We start from the raw sequence: 15,328 nt of genomic DNA on the forward strand, positions 1-15,328 counted from the left end.
CTTCGCACTATTTGGTCAGTCTCAGGTTGTCGATCGAGCCAGCGATGGCGTCGAAGGCTGCACCCAGTTGTGAGACGTTCTGCACGTCATAAAATTTGTCAGGATCTGTGGCGCAGTTTCTCAGCAAACTGCTGGATCCTGTCTTGACCTCAACGCGCACCGTGTAGAGAACAATTTCCTTATCTTTGATGTTCTCACAAAGAAGCGAGAGACGATCATTCATAACATTTCTGCGTGCCGTACCATTGCCCGAGGTAATTCCCAGCAAGCCCTGCCAGATATAACCCAAACCACTGTAATACGACATGTTATGATTGCTTAGGGCGTTATCAACGTTATCACCATCAGTCATCAAGATGATGATCTTGCGGTGATTTTTCGTTCCATACGCAACGCCGTTAGCAAGAGGCGCATTCGGTGATATCGTGTGCCAGCCCCAGACCAATCCCATAGCAATGTTAGTTGTTCCATTTGCATTCATCGAGTCGATAGCGCTCTTCAGATTGCTCATGTTGGTCGTGAGCGGCATGATCGGTTCAAGATTACAGCCATTGTTTGGCCCGCCACCATTGGGCGTCGCGTTGTTGTACTTGGCGACATTGCCCTGGCGTACCCAGGCATTTCCTGAAACACCATCGTTCAAATAATTGTTCGGATTCCAGGTATTGTCAGGCTCGTCTGGCGCAAAATAAGGCACAAAGAAGCTGTCGTTGTTCGCCGAGTATGGTGCCGTATCCTGGACGTCAAAGGGCTGGCGTCGACTTTCGACACACCCCCCCCAGACCTGATTGTTTTTCATCGACTTGAGGACGGCGAACCGGTCAGTATTGGCGGTGGTGAAGATATCGACACCAGCGGCATTGTGCCCGAGGGCTCGGCTATCGAGCCAGCTGGGGATGCCTGGGCCCGTGCGGGTGGTGGTGTTGTAGTTTGTAACGCTGACGTTCTCGGCGACGCGCACCGTGCTGGAAAACGGCACCAGGGAAATCTGTATGGGGTCCTTGGCTGTGCTGCGCTTGCCCGCAGACTCCAGCTTGTCCACCAGATCTTTGGCCGCCGTCTTGAGCGTGCTGAGCTTGGTTCCACTCATGGAGCCGGTGTTGTCCAGCACCAGGGCGACTTCCAATCGGTCCATGGCCCGCAGGGCCTCGGCCCCGGCCTTGACATTGGCGTGCTGGAAGAAACCGGTGGCCACCGCCATGGGCTTCATTTCAGCCGAGGCCACCACCTTTGGGCCATCGAGCACAAAGCTTGAACTAACCAGGCTTGCGCCGGGATAGCTGGTCAGATTGGCCAGCAGCGCCCTTTGCCCAACCTCATTGATATCCTCCTGGGTCTGGGCCGAGGACCGGGCGGCAAACAGGGTCGCAGCGTCCAGGGCGTCCTGGAGCTTCTGGCGCTGGTTGGCCCCGATATAGACATCGAAGACCCCCAGGGTCAGCGGGGCCAGCAGAACCAGGGCCATGGCGAAAATGATCGCGGCGGCACCGCTCTCATCGCGGGCGCCTGTTCTCAGACGGGCGATCATGCCCTTGAGGATAGAGGTTCGCACGTCTGCGCCCCGCTTGAAGTTCACAATCAGACGGGGACTATGGCGGCTCAGGGTAAACGAACCGTCCGCAGAACAGGGTAAACAGAAGCCCAGGCGCGCGATGATAACCCGCATTGGATGATTGACGGCGACGGGGGTCCGCCTTCCAGTCAATCTCGCTGCGCGGCCAGATCGGGATAAAGCTGATGACGTCGAACGATGACACGCACGATCCCGCGGCCCCCGAGCCCACCTCACCTCAATCCGAGCCCCCCGAGGCGGCACCAGCCAAGGCACCCTGGTGGCGAGGGCTGCGCAGCCGACTGACCCAGGGTCGGACACCTGTCGTCCTGGCGGGCGTCCTGATCGTTGCGGCCTTTGGAGGCGGCTTCCTGACCGCCAAAGGGGTAGACGTCCTGCGGATCCCGCGGCTGGCGGTGTCAGGCGCGGATACTGCGCCTGAGGGCTGGTCCCTGTTTGGTCGCCCCCGGGGCGCGGACGCCCCGCGTCGTGGCGCGCCGGCCCCAGAGGGTTTCGCCGTCTGGCGCACGCGGGTGGATACCAGCACAGCCCAGCCCCGCGCCTGCATAGAGATGAGCCGCCCGCTCGATCCGCAGGTGGCCTATGCGGACTATGTCCTGGTTTCGCCCGATCTCGGCGAGACCCCTGCCATCGCCGTGGACGGGGCCGAACTCTGCGTGGCCGGCCTGGGCTTTACCGAGCGCCGGGTGACCCTGCTGAAGGGCCTGCCCGGGCGGGGCGGGGAGACCCTGCAGGCCAATGCCGACATCGACTTCACCTTTGGAGAAAAGCCGCCCTTCGTCGGGTTTGCCGGGGACGGGGTGATCCTGCCCCGGGAGGAGTCTGACGGGGTCGGGATCGAAACCGTCAATGTGACCCGCCTGGGCATCGAAGTCTGGCGGGTCGCGGATCGCAACCTTGTCCGCACCTCCATCAGCGCGCCCGAGCCGACCGCCGAAGGCGAATGGGCCTATGACTGGGGGTCCGACAGCCCTGACCAGGAGGGCCAAAAGGTCTGGAGCGGCGAGATCGACGTCACCAGTGAGGCCGGCCGACGGGCCACCACCGTCTTCCCCCTGGGGGCTGTCCTGCGGGAGATGAAGCCCGGCGGCTATGTGATCAAGGCTCGGGACGCCTCGGGGGGGCGAACCCTGACTGCGGGGGATGACTCCAATCCTCCGGCCCAGGCCCGTCGCTGGATCATCTTCACCGACATGGCCCTGAGCGCCTACACCGGCACAGAGGCGACCGATGTCGTGGTCCGCTCTCTGAAAAGCGCCCGTCCACAGTCCGGGATTCGGGTGGCCCTGGTGGCCGCCAATGGCGAAGATCTCGCCGAAGCGCGTACCGATGGCCAGGGCCGCGCGCGCTTCGCCGCCGCCCTGACCCAGGGCGAGGGTGCCCTGCGGGCCAAGATGATCATGGCCTATGGGCCACAGGGGGATCTTGCGCTCCTCGACCTCGACCGACCGCCGGCGGACCTGTCGCGGCTGGGGGTCGGGGGTCGGATCACCGAGACGGCCCCGAGCACCGCCGGGCGCACGGCGGCAGCTGTGGTGGACGCCTATGTCTATACCGATCGAGGGGTTTACAGGCCTGGCGAGACCGTCCACCTGAACGCACTCCTGCGCGATCAAGAGGCTCGGGCAGTCAAGGGCCGCAAGGGTGCCATCGTCGTGCGCCGACCGTCTGGGGTCGAGTTCAAGCGCCTTGCCTTTGACGGCGCGCCGTTGGGCTCAGTCGCCGCCGACATCGCCTTGCCGCGCAGCGCGCCCCGGGGGCGCTGGCGGGTCAGTCTGGAGATCGAGGGCCTGGAGCGCCCGGCCGGGGAGATCACCTTCGCCGTCGAGGATTTTGCCCCACAACGGCTGGCGGTGACCCTGACTGGCCAGGAAGCCAGCCCCGTTGCGGCTGGGCAGAGCCGCAATCTCGATATCAACGCACGCTTCCTCTACGGGGCGCCGGGTTCGGGCCTGCAGGCCGAGGGCGAGGCGCGGCTGCGCGTCGACAACGACCCCTTCCCCGCCTTCGAAGGCTATCAATGGGGCGACCAGCGGACGCCGTTCCAGGAAGCCTTCGTCGATCTGGGCCGGACGGTCACCGACGGGGAGGGCCGGGCGATCATCACCCTGCCGCCCCAGGCTGCCGACAGCGCCCAGCCCCTGGTAGCGGCCACCACGGTCAGCGTCTTCGAGCCTGGGGGCCGACCGGTGCGGGAGTCCCTGGATCTGAAGATCCGCCCCCGCGCAACCTATCTCGGGGTCAAGGTCAGCCAGGCCGATGGCGCCCGGGGGGGCGATCCCACGGTCAGCCTCGACCTGATCGCCGTTGATCGTGCCGGACGACGGGTGGCCGCCCCGGGCGTCACCTGGCGGCTGGTTTCAGAGAACTGGGACTATGACTGGTTCCAGCAGGACGGCCGCTGGCAATGGCGGCGCACCAGCCGAGACGCCCTGGTGGCCCAGGGCGAAATTAATCTCGCCGCCGCAGACCCCGCCCGCCTGAGCCGGCGGCTCGGCTGGGGCGACTATCGCATTGAACTGACCGGGCCGGACGGCGCAGCCAGCGTGATCCGCTTCACCTCCGGCTGGGGGGCGCCCGCCGAAGACGCCGAGGCCCCCGACATCGTCCGGGTCAGCGCCGGCGACAAGGCCTATGCCCAGGGCGACACGGTGGAGATCACCCTGAAACCGCCCTACGCCGGCGAGGTCCAGGTGGCCGTGGCCACCGATCGGGTGCTCGATTTCCGCACCCTGACCGTCGGTGAAAACGGCGCCACGGTGCGCTTCCAGAGTGACGCCAGCTGGGGGGGCGGGGCCTACGTAATGGTCACCGTCGTCCAGCCCCGGGACCCGGTGCGGACCCCCAAGCCCAGGCGGGCCCTCGGTCTTGTCTATGTTCCCCTCGATCCCAAGGGCCGCAAGCTGGAAGTGGATCTGGGCACGCCCGAAAAGGCCGGGGCCAGAGAGGCCCTGTCCGTGCCGATCACCGTCAAGGGCGCAGGCCTGGGACAGCGGGTCCGGGTGACCCTGGCGGCCGTGGACGAGGGCATATTGCGCCTGACCCGATACGACAGCCCTGATCCCGCCAAGTGGTACTTCGGCAAGCGCGCCCTGGGCGTGGACTACAGAGACGACTATGGCCGCCTGCTGGATCCCAATCTGGGGGCACCGGCCAATGTGAACTTCGGGGGCGACGAGATTGGCGGTGAGGGTCTGACCGTCACCCCGATCAAGACGGTCGCCCTGTGGTCTGGGGTGGTCGAAACCGGGCGGGACGGCAAGGCGACCATCCAGTTGCCGGCGCCCGACTTCAACGGCGAGCTGAGACTGATGGCGGTGGCCTGGACCGACGACGCCGTCGGCTCGGCCTCCAAGCCCCTGTTGGTGCGCGAGCCGGTGGTGGCGGAGCTGGCCCTGCCCCGCTTCCTCGCGCCAGGGGACAAGGCCTTCGCCACCCTTGAACTGCACAATATCGAGGGACGCGCCGGGGAATACATCGCCCAGCTCACCGGAGAGGGCGGCCTCCTTGCCCCCTTCCGCAAGGCCTATGAGCTGGTTGTGGGCCAGCGTCTGGCCGAGCGGGTTCCCCTGGACGCCCCACGGACGGCGGGCATCGGCAAGGTCAGTCTGACCGTCACCGGGCCAGGGTTCACCAGCACGCGGGACTATCCGCTCCAGACCCGCCTGGGCTGGAGCCGGGTAACCCGGACCACCGTGGCCCTGCAACAGCCGGGTAGCGCCTACACCCCTGCGCCAGACCTGCTGGCCGGGCTGGCGGCCGGCGATGCGACCCTGCAGGTCAGCTATTCACCGTTCCGGGGCTTTGACCCCGGGCCGATCGCGGTGTCCCTGCTGCGCTATCCCTATGGCTGCACCGAACAGCTGGTGTCGGCGGCCTATCCCCTGCTTTACGCGGCCAATGTCTCCCAAGACCCCAAGGCCAGGCGCTCCAGTCTGGCCCTGAACCAGGCGGTCAGCCGCCTGTTGGACCGCCAGACCCTGGACGGTGCCTTTGGCATGTGGCGGGTCGGGGATGGGGAGGCTGACGCCTGGCTCGGTGCCTACGCCACCGACTTCCTGGTGGAAGCCCAGAAAGCCGGGGCCCCGGTCCCGGCGGCCGCCCTGGAGCGGGCCCTAGGCGCCATGCGGCACATCTCCCGCCCCGAGGGCTGGGCCAATATCTCCTACCGACTGGAGTATCCCAGCTGGTGGGCGGGCTCGCCTGAAGCCTCAGAGACCGCCACGGCGACCATGCGTCGACGGGCCTCGGCCTATGCTCTCTATGTCCTGGCCAAGGGGGGACGGGGCGATCTGGGCCGGCTGCGGTGGTGGCACGATGTGCAGATGAAGACCGAGGCCTCGCCCCTGGCCAAGGCGCATGTGGGCGCGGGTCTGGCCCTGATGGGGGACAAGGCCCGGGCGCGCTCGGCCTTCCGTCAGGCGGTCCGGTCGCTCAACTATCGCGAGGAGAGCGACTGGTACCAGAGCCCCTTACGGGACCTGGCGGCGGTGATCGCCCTGGCCTATGAGGCCGGCGAAACCGACATCGCCCGGGAGCTGCAGGGGCGGTTGGAGAACGCCGTCGAAGACCCCGAGGCCCTCAACACCCAGGAACAGGCGCGGCTGCTGCAAGCCGCCAACGCCATGATGGCCGCAGCCGGTCCCCTGAAGATCGAGGGCGCGGGGGCCATTCCCCTGGCGGCGGTCGCCGGCGGACCCCGCTGGGCGGTGGGCAAGCTGGCGGAGTCCCGCTTTGTCAATGCAGGTGCCGGCGCCGTCTGGCGGACGGTCACGGTGTCCGGGGCTCCTGTCGCGGCCCCGGCAGCGGCCAGCAACGGCCTCACCCTCCAGAAGCGCCTATTGAGCTTCACCGGCGGACCCGTCGACCCCGCCAGTCTGACTCAGGGCGACCGGGTGATCGTGGTGGTCTCTGGCCGCGCCCAACAGGCCAGGTCCATGGCCTTGGTGATCGATGATCCCCTGCCGGCGGGCTTCGAGATCGAGACCGTGCTCGGGCCCGACGACGCCCAGAGCGGACCATTCCGCTTCCTCGGGCAACTTTCGTCGGCCGATGTGCAGGAAGCCAGGGATGATCGCTATGTGGCAGCCATGGATCTGCCCGGTCGGGAAGACTTCGCCTTCGCCTATGTGGCGCGGGCGGTGACCCCCGGGGACTTCCTGCTGCCGGGGGCGGAGGCCAGGGACATGTATCGCCCGGCGGTCAACGCCCGCACCAGCGTTGGCCGTACGGTGGTCGCGCCCGGCCAGTGAAGGCGCTGAGGTCCTTAAGGGCGAGGCTCAAGCAGGCCGTAGACTCGCCGGTGGTAGTGCGGCGGCTGACCCAGGGCCTGATCGGCGCGCTGGCCCTCCAGGTGCTCCTGCTTGGCCTGGACGTGGCGCTCCCGCCGGACCTGTCCCGGGGGGCGGAGGCCTCGCCTGTGGCGCTGGATCGTCGCGGGGCCTGGCTGCGGGCCCTGCCGGTGGAGGATGGGCGCTGGCGCATCCGCGCCGATCTCGACCGGACCGATCAGAGTTTCATCGACCGCCTGATCGCCGTGGAGGACGCCCGCTTCTGGCACCATCCAGGGGTCGACCCCTTGGCCGTCATCCGCGCAGCGGGCTCAGCGGCGCTTACCGGCGAGGTCAGCTCGGGCGCCTCGACGCTGACCATGCAGACCGCGCGCCTGCTGACCCCCAGGCCCCGCACCCTGCCGGCCAAGCTGGTGGAAATGATCCGCGCCGTGCAGATCGAGGCGCGGCTGTCCAAGCGTGAAATCCTCGCCCTCTATCTGACCCTCGCCCCTTACGGGGGCAATCTGGAGGGGGTGCGGGCCGCCAGCCTTTCCTATTTCGGTCATGAGCCTACGAGCCTGACACCGGGGGAGCAGGCCCTGCTGATCGCCCTGCCCCAGTCCCCGGAGGCCAGGCGGCCGGATCGGCGCCCGGAGGCCGCCCGTCGAGCCCGAGACCTGGTGCTCGACAAGATGGTCCGGGCGGGTGCCCTGAGCCCGATGGAAGCGGCGGAAGCGACCGGGGAACCCATGCCTGGCCGCGCGCCCTTCCCGGCCCTGGCCTGGCATGTGGCGGGCGAGCTGGCCCGCAGCGCCCGGGCCGATCAGGCCTCAGTCGTCTCGACCCTGGACGCTGGCCTGCAGGGGCGGCTTGAGCCCCTGGTGGCGCAGGCCGCACGGGCACAGGGGGCAGACGCCACAGCTGCGGTTCTGGTGGTCGCCCTGGATGGCCGCGCCGTGCGCGCTGCCGTTGGCTCGGCGGGCCTAGAGCGGGCGGGGGGCTGGATCGACATGACGAAGGCGCTTCGCTCGCCAGGCTCAGCGCTCAAACCGTTCATCTATGCCATGGCCTTCGAACAGGGCCTTGCAGCGCCCGACACCCGCATGGCCGATGCGCCGAGGCGCTATGCCGACTATCAGCCGGAGAACTTCGACCGGGTCTTTCATGACCAGGTCACCGCCCGGGAGGCCTTGATGCACTCCCTGAACGTGCCGGCGGTCGACACCCTGGCCCGTCTGGGGCCCGCAGCCTTCGAGGGACGACTGCAAGCGGCAGGGGTAAAGCTGTGGCGGCCCAGAGCCGAGACCCGGGACGCGGGCTTGGCCATCGCCCTGGGCGGCGTCGGTATCTCCCTGCGCGATCTGGCGGTGCTCTATGGTGCCCTGGGGGACGGGGGACTGGCGCGGCCCCTCGCCTGGACAGAGGCTGAAGCCGCAACCCGCCGCGAGACCCGGGGGGTGCGGCTGATGAGCGAGGCCGCCGCCGGCGAAGTGCTGGCCATTCTGCGGGAAACCCCGCCGCCGGCCGGGGTCACCCCAGCAGCGCTGAGCCGGGGTCGGCCACTGATGGCCTACAAGACCGGCACCTCCTACGGTTTCCGGGACGCGGTGGCGGCCGGGATCGTGGGGGGGCATGTGATCGTGGTCTGGAGCGGCCGGGCCGATGGCGGTGCGCGGGGCGGGCTGACCGGCAGGGACTCCGCCCTGCCCCTGCTGTTCGACGTCGCCGACCTGTTGCAGGCCCCACCGGCCGCGCCCGCGCCGCTTTCACCACGCCATGCGCCGCCCGCCCTGGAGGACCAGATGCGAGACACCGAAGGCCCCCGGCTGATCTTTCCGCCGGACGGGGCCGTGGTGCAGGTGGACGGCTTTGGCCCAGGGTCGCGGGGCCTGGTGCTGGCGGCCAGCGGCGAAGACCTGGCCTGGTATGTGGCGGGCCAGCCCCTGGCCCCCGATCCCTTGAGCGGCCAGGTGCTCTGGCGGCCGGAGGGTCCAGGCTTCTATGATCTGAGTGTGGTCAACGGTCGGGGCCAGACCGCCCGGGCCCAGGTTCGGGTCCGTGGGGGATGACCCCGCACGCCTGACTCAGGCGTCTTCAGTAAAGGCGGTCGAGGTCGTCTGGACCGTTGCAGGTGACGTCCATGTCCTTCACCAGGCCGTCGGACAAGGAATAGACCCAGCCGTGCACGCTGAGCGGCTGACCCCGCAGCCAAGCGTCGCGGACAAAGACATCCGAGGCAACGTTGCGCACCTGGCGGATCACGTTCAGCTCACAGAGACGGTCATGCTTGGCGTGGTTGTCGCCGAGCGCCTCCAGTTCCCCGCGATGAGCGGCATAGACCTCGCGGATGGGATGCAGCCAGTGGTCAACAAGGCCGCGCCTCTGGCCATCCACAGCCGCCACCACGCCGCCGCATCCATAGTGACCGACCACGAGGATGTGCTTCACCTTCAGAACATCGACAGCGAACTGGAGGACCGACAGGTAGTTGGCGTCCTGCGGGGGCGCCAGATTGGCCACATTGCGATGGACAAACAGCTCCCCAGGATCGAGCCCAACGATCTCATTGGCCGGCACCCGACTGTCTGCACAGCCGATCCAGAGGTATTCGGGGCTCTGCTGGCCCACCAGCCGCTGGAAGAAACCCGGGTCCGCCGCCAGCTTGCCATCTGCCCAGGCCCGGTTGTTGGCCTTCAAGTGCTCGAGCATCTTCAGTTACCTCGCGGTACGCTACGCAAAGTCCAGGCGCTCAGGCCGGCGCGTCGGGCTGACGGTCTGGATGGGCCGCGACGAAGGCCGGCAGCGCCCGCGCCCGTTCGGCGGCGGCCCTTATGGCCCCATAGGCGGAAAGGTCCACACCATAGCGTTCGGCCGAATAGACCTGAGGCACCAGGCAACAGTCGGCGAGGCCAGGGGTCGACCCAAAGGCAAAGCCTTGGCCGTGCCTGGCGATCATCGGCTCCAGGGCGTCAAACCCCTCGGTAATCCACCGGGCCACCCAGGCCTGCCGGTCGGCCTCGCTGACCCCGAAGGCCGCCAGCTGCTGCTGGATACGCAGGTTGTTCAGGGGGTGGATATCGCAGGCGATGATCCCCGCCATGGCCCGCACCACCTGCCGGCCTGCGAGATCGGCGGGCAACAGGGCCGGATCGGGGTGAGTCTCCTCCAACCACTCCATCAGCGCCAGGCTCTGGGTCATGGCCTGATCTGCGCTCACCAGCATGGGGGTGAGGCCCTGGGGGTTGAGCTGGAGATAGTCGGCAGCCCGTTGCTCGCCCTTGGGCAGGCTGACGGGGATGTAGTCATAATCCAGGCCCTTGAGGCCAAGTGCGAGCCGCACGCGATAGGGGGCCGTAGCCCGCCAGTAGCTATAGAGGGTGAGGCCCATGCTCAGAGCACCTTGAAGCGAAGCTCACCTACGTCGTCCACGGCCCCAGCCACCTCGTCGCCGCGGGCGATGGGGCCAACCCCTTCAGGCGTGCCCGTAAAGATCAGGTCCCCGGGCGCGAGGCACCAGAGCCGCGAAGCCTGGGCGATGATCTCAGCCACATTCCAGATCATGTCGGAAACCACCGCGTCCTGGCGCGACTGTCCATTGACGGTGGCGGAAATCCGACCCTGAGGCGCAGGCCCGCTCCAGGGGCGGATGGCCGAAATCGGCGCAGACTGATCAAAGCCCTTGGAGGCGTCCCAGGGATGGCCCTTGTCCTTGGCGGCGGCCTGCAGATCCCGGCGGGTCAGATCAAAGCCGACGGCGTAGCCGAAGACCCGGTCAAGGGCGTCTGCCACCGGGATGTCAGCACCGCCTGCCCGCAGAGCAACGACCAGTTCAACCTCATGGTGAAGGTCGCTGGTCATGGAGGGAAAGGCCACGTCTGAGCCTGGGGTCACCAGGGCGTCCGCCGGCTTGGCGAAAAAGAACGGCGGGTCACGATCGTCTCCCCCCATCTCGGCGCGATGGGCGGCGTAGTTGCGCCCCACGCAGAGGATCCGTCGGACGGGGAAGACCTCCGAAGTCCCCAGGACAGGGACAACCGAGACGGCGGGCGGGGGCAGGACGTACTGGGTCATGATCAAGGCCCTACTCCTGCACGCGGCCAAAGAAAAGGCTCCCGCCCCTGGGGACGGAAGCCTGATCTAAAGACAGGTCAGAGGAAGGCGACCTTAGTTGGCACTGTTGAGGCGGGTCTGAAGGGCCGTGGCCTGGTCCAGATGCTGCTGAATGGTCGGGGCGGTCGACGCTGCAAAGGCCTGAAGGGTGGGCACATCGCCGTCGCGGGCGTAACGCTGCATCAGGTTCAGGGTCTTCTGATGTGTGTCGACCTGCAGGTCGATGTATTCCCTGTCGAACTCAGTGACAGCGGCTTCGCGCAGGTCACGAAGCTCATCGGCCACATCCTCGTCGGGGACGGTCGGCAGGATGATCGACTGGCCGGCAGATTCGATCGCCGTCTTCAGGTTCTGGGTGGTCTGGGTATGGGCATCGACCATCATCTGGGCAAAGGCCTTGACCTCACCGTCCTGAGCGCGCTCACCGGCGAGCTGTGAGGACTGGATCTCCAGCATGTCGCTCTGGGCGGCCAACCGGCTGAAGTCCGGGGCCGAAGCCTCGTCGGCCAAGGTCGGAATGGTGGCGGCCGGATTGGCGTCTGGGACGACACTTTCGGCAGGGGCCGTGGCGGACTGATCGGCCGGCTGACCACAGGCAGCGAGCGAAAGCGCGGCGAGGGCGGCGCTCGCGATGAGCAGGTGGCGAGTCATGGGAACTCCTGGGACGTTGACAATTTCGGACGACGCATCAGATCGATGCGGCTGTGCTCAAAACTCACGCCGCCGTGATCTGTTCCCAGAAAGTCGGAGTCACCCATGACCGAAGCCCCCGCCCCCGGACCGCTGAGCGGCCTCCGGGTCATCGAAATGGGCACGCTGATCGCGGGCCCGTTCTGCGGTCAGATCCTGGGAGACTTCGGGGCCGAGGTGATCAAGATCGAGGATCCCCGAAAGGGCGATCCCATGCGCCAATGGGGCCGCAGCCTGCCCCAAGGCCTGTCGCCCTGGTGGCCGGTGATCGGCCGCAACAAGAAGTCCGTCGGCCTGGATCTGCGCCAGGTGGAAGGCCAGGACATCGCCCGGACCCTGATCTCCAAGGCTGACGTGGTGATCGAGAACTTTCGCCCTGGGGCCATGGAGAAATGGGGCCTGGGGTATGACGCCCTATCGGCGACCCATCCGGGTCTCGTGATGGCGCGGATCTCAGGGTACGGCCAGACTGGGCCTCTGTCGGAACGGGCGGGGTATGGCCTTATCGGCGAGGCCATGGGGGGGTTGCGTCACATCACCGGCGAGCCCGATCGCCCCCCCGCGCGGGCCGGTATCTCGATCGGCGATAGCCTCGCCGCCATGCACGCTGTCATGGGCATCATGATGGCCCTTCATGCGCGGGATCGCACCGGGAAGGGCCAGGTCATCGACGCGGCCCTCTATGAGAGCGTGCTGGGGGTCATGGAGAACCTGATTACCGAATATGATCTGACCGGCTATGTGCGGGAACGCTCGGGCTCGATCCTGCCTGGCATCGCCCCGTCCAACGCCTATCCCTGCGCCGGTGGCGACATGGCGGTGATCGGCGGCAATGGCGATACGGTCTTTGCCCGGCTCTGTGAAGCCATGGGCCAGCCGGCGCTGGCGGCTGATCCCCGGTTCGCCACCCATGCCGCCCGAGGCGAACGACAGGGGGAATTGGACGAGATCATCAGCGCCTGGACGGTCACCTTGTCCTTGAAAGACCTGCTGGACCTGCTGGAGCAGCATGGGGTGCCTGCCGGGCGGATCTATCGGGCTCCGGACATGCTGGAGGACCCCCACTTCATTGCCCGTGAGGCGGTGGTCAGCGTGCCGCATCCCGTATTTGGCCAGGTGCGGATGCAGAACGCCTTCCCAAAGCTGTCAGCGACGCCGGGCAAGGTCCGCTGGCCAGGGCCCGAGCTTGGCGCCCATACCGATGAGGTGCTGCGGGGTGTGGCGGGCCTCTCGCCTGAAGCCGTGGCCGGACTTCGGGCCCGGGGCGTCATCTGAGGTCTATTTGCGCGACGACAGGAGATCGCCCACAGCGGCGGTCACCTGGGTGACATCATAGGGCTTGCGGATGACCGGAGCGTCGAAGCCGCTAGGGGCGCCGCCAGCGTCGCCGTAGCCGGTGGCGAAGACAAAGGGCACCCCCCGCTCCGCCAGGATGTCGGCCACTGGCCCGACCGAAAGACCATTGAGGTTGGCGTCCAGGACGGCGGCGTCCAGATGCTGATCGAGCAAGGCCAGGGCTTCGGCCAGCTCATAGGCCGGTCCCACCACCACAGCCCCGGCCTCGGAGAGGCCTGACTCCAACTCCATGGCCAGAAGGGCCGCATCCTCAACAATAAGCACTCTGGCACCGGCCAGGTTCACGGGGGCAGCCGGGCTGGTCGCCGTTTCTACTGTGCGGCCGACGGGGGTTTCAGGGACCATATCAGGACGGCCAACCACCGCTGCGGGACCGGCCTTCAGCCTCGCCCGCGCACCCGTCGAGGGAAACTCTAGGGCGGTCAGACCATTCAGCTCGCGCCCGGTCACCTGGCTGAGCAAGGTCGTACCAAACCCCGTCCGAGCCGGGGGCGACACCACCGGACCGCCCGACTCGGTCCAGTCCAGGCTGAACCCACCAGAAGGTGTGAGCTTCCAGACCACATCGACCCGTCCGGTCTCGACAGACAGGGCGCCGTACTTCAGGGCGTTGGTGGCCAGCTCGTGCAAGGCCAGGGACACGGCATTGGCCGCCCGCGGCGTCAGAAACAGTTCTGGCCCCTCCCAGCGGGTCTGACCGGGCGCAAGACCGCCAAGCTCCGCTGACACCAGATGATCAATCGCCGCGCCGCGCCAGCGGGCGGCGGTCAGGAGCTCATTGGCCGAGCCCATGGATTTCAGCCGCCCCAGGAAGGTCTGCAGGAAGCCGTCCATGGAGGAGGTGCGCTTGGCCGTCTGGACCGCCAGGGCCTGGACCGTCGCCAGGACATTCTTCACCCGGTGGTCAATCTCGGCCATCAGGGCGTGGCGCTGCTGCTCCTCGAGACGACGGGTGGTGATGTCCTCGACAATGCCGATGATGCCTTGGATCTCGCCCGCCTCGTCGCGGATCCGTTGGGCCACCACTCGGAGCCATACAACGGCCTGGTCAGGCTGGGGCGCAGCACGGCACTCCACCGCATAGCGATCGTTCAACTCAAGGCCGGCCAACATGTGGCGGGTGGTTTCAACGAGATCGTCCGGATGGATCCGCGGCAGCAGGGCCCGGCCTCCGTCAGCGGCAATGTAGCCCGCCGAGCCGCCGGTGATGGCGGCCATGCGCTCGCTGACGATGCAAAAGTCACCCGGCACATCGTACTGGAACTCGCCCAGGCCGGCCGTCTGAAGCGCCAGCTCCAGATGTTCCATATTCAGGCGCGCGCGCTTGGTGTCGTCGACCATGACCAAAGCCTAGCGCCCGGTGCCGGACGAAGCGACAAGAACCGTGCAAGGCTTGCGAAGATTTGACGCACCTTGGCCTGGAACCTGGAACCGCACTCGCCTATGTGACGTTCTGGCAGAGCCCTGTGCGAGGCGCGCGGGGACCTCGAACCTCTGGAGATACTGCATGTCGACCGCTACTGACCGCGCCACAAGCGAAGCCAAGGCCGCCGCCAGCTCCGCAGCGGCATCCGCCCAGGTTCTGGCTGAAGACGCTCAGCGGACCTTCCGCGACGCCGCCAAGCATTTCGAGCGCGCCGTCCAGGACGGTGTGGAGCAGATCCGCGCCCAGTCGCGGGCCTATGCCGACACAGCCGGTGATCAGATCGAAGAAGCCCAGCGCTATGTGGTCGAGCATGTTCGGGAACGGCCGTTGGCCGCCACCGGCGTGGCCATCGGCATTGGCGTGGTCATCGGCCTGCTGCTTGCCGGCGGTCGGCGTTGATTGAGAAGGCCCTCCTGGGGGTCATCGGTCTCGCGACCCTGGCGGCCCTGACGCTGATATGCGTCGGTGCGGCAGGCTATGCCCTGTTCGCTGTTCTGGCCGGTCCCATCGGGGCAGCCGGCGCAGCGGCGATTCTGGCTCTGGTCTGCGCCCTACTGCTGGCGGGTGCCGTTCTGGCAACGCGGGGCAAGGGGCCAGCCGTCCCCCAGGTTCTGCAGGAGGACGACAGTCTGACGGCGCGGGCCTTCGGGCTCGCCCGCCAGCATCCCCTTGCAGCCAGCGGTGCTGCCGTCCTGGTGACCATCGTCGCCGGCGTCCTGGCAGTGAAGAACCCGAAGGTGATCGCCACGGCCCTCAGCGCCTATCTGGCCGGGCGTTCGTCCAGCCGGCCTTGAGCACGCCTTAGGCCCTGCGCCCGGCCTGGTCTGACTTTCGCCGTCAGACCATTCTGGGCGCGTGACCCGGAAATGAGATGGTGACCCTGGCACCCGCGCAAGCAAG

At 67.2% G+C, this 15,328-nt stretch carries 11 protein-coding genes; 5 read left to right on the forward strand and 6 right to left on the reverse strand.

What is annotated here, in order from left to right; translation table 11 throughout:
- Positions 1-7: 7 nt before the first annotated feature.
- Positions 8-1,528: a pilus assembly protein gene (locus MH112_RS08885; protein WP_296566676.1), complete on the reverse strand. Its 1,521-nt coding sequence runs from the start codon at positions 1,526-1,528 to the stop codon at positions 8-10.
- A 209-nt stretch (positions 1,529-1,737) separates the two neighbouring features.
- On the opposite strand from MH112_RS08885, the gene MH112_RS08890 reads away from it, so the two are divergent.
- Complete coding sequence (locus tag MH112_RS08890) at positions 1,738-6,825, forward strand: alpha-2-macroglobulin (protein ID WP_296566677.1); 5,088 nt, start codon at positions 1,738-1,740, stop codon at positions 6,823-6,825.
- A 50-nt stretch (positions 6,826-6,875) separates the two neighbouring features.
- Entirely contained in the window at positions 6,876-8,915 is a 2,040-nt protein-coding gene (gene pbpC, locus MH112_RS08895) for a penicillin-binding protein 1C (RefSeq protein WP_296566681.1), read from the forward strand.
- Positions 8,916-8,940: 25 nt separating this feature from the next.
- Here pbpC and MH112_RS08900 read toward each other — a convergent pair whose 3' ends face one another.
- From MH112_RS08900 to MH112_RS08915, 4 genes are all read right to left on the reverse strand, one after another.
- Positions 8,941-9,555 (reverse strand): carbonic anhydrase, encoded by a 615-nt coding sequence (locus MH112_RS08900; protein ID WP_296566684.1) that lies wholly within the window; start codon positions 9,553-9,555, stop codon positions 8,941-8,943.
- Positions 9,556-9,595: 40 nt separating this feature from the next.
- Entirely contained in the window at positions 9,596-10,234 is a 639-nt protein-coding gene (gene maiA, locus MH112_RS08905) for a maleylacetoacetate isomerase (RefSeq protein WP_296566685.1), read from the reverse strand.
- A gap of 2 nt (positions 10,235-10,236) precedes the next feature.
- Positions 10,237-10,917, reverse strand: coding sequence for a fumarylacetoacetate hydrolase family protein (locus MH112_RS08910; protein WP_296566687.1), 681 nt, complete (start codon positions 10,915-10,917; stop codon positions 10,237-10,239).
- 93 nt (positions 10,918-11,010) lie between these two features.
- Complete coding sequence (locus MH112_RS08915) at positions 11,011-11,607, reverse strand: DUF4142 domain-containing protein (RefSeq protein WP_296566688.1); 597 nt, start codon at positions 11,605-11,607, stop codon at positions 11,011-11,013.
- Between the two features lie 105 nt (positions 11,608-11,712).
- On the opposite strand from MH112_RS08915, the gene MH112_RS08920 reads away from it, so the two are divergent.
- Entirely contained in the window at positions 11,713-12,921 is a 1,209-nt protein-coding gene (locus MH112_RS08920) for a CaiB/BaiF CoA-transferase family protein (protein ID WP_296566689.1), read from the forward strand.
- Positions 12,922-12,924: 3 nt separating this feature from the next.
- On the opposite strand, the gene MH112_RS08925 is transcribed toward MH112_RS08920, so the two are convergent.
- Positions 12,925-14,343 (reverse strand): HWE histidine kinase domain-containing protein, encoded by a 1,419-nt coding sequence (locus MH112_RS08925; protein ID WP_296566692.1) that lies wholly within the window; start codon positions 14,341-14,343, stop codon positions 12,925-12,927.
- A 166-nt stretch (positions 14,344-14,509) separates the two neighbouring features.
- Between MH112_RS08925 and MH112_RS08930 the strand changes: the two genes are divergently transcribed.
- Both MH112_RS08930 and MH112_RS08935 read left to right on the forward strand, forming a co-directional pair.
- The gene (locus MH112_RS08930; protein WP_296566695.1) at positions 14,510-14,827 is read left to right on the forward strand and encodes a DUF883 C-terminal domain-containing protein; all 318 of its coding nucleotides are present in this window, start codon (positions 14,510-14,512) and stop codon (positions 14,825-14,827) included.
- Positions 14,824-15,222, forward strand: coding sequence for a hypothetical protein (locus MH112_RS08935; protein ID WP_296566698.1), 399 nt, complete (start codon positions 14,824-14,826; stop codon positions 15,220-15,222). The genes MH112_RS08930 and MH112_RS08935 overlap by 4 nt, the downstream gene beginning before the upstream one ends.
- The last annotated feature ends 106 nt before the right edge of the window (positions 15,223-15,328 follow it).

The sequence above is a fragment of the Phenylobacterium sp. genome (assembly GCF_022402485.1).
Lineage (GTDB): Bacteria > Pseudomonadota > Alphaproteobacteria > Caulobacterales > Caulobacteraceae > Phenylobacterium.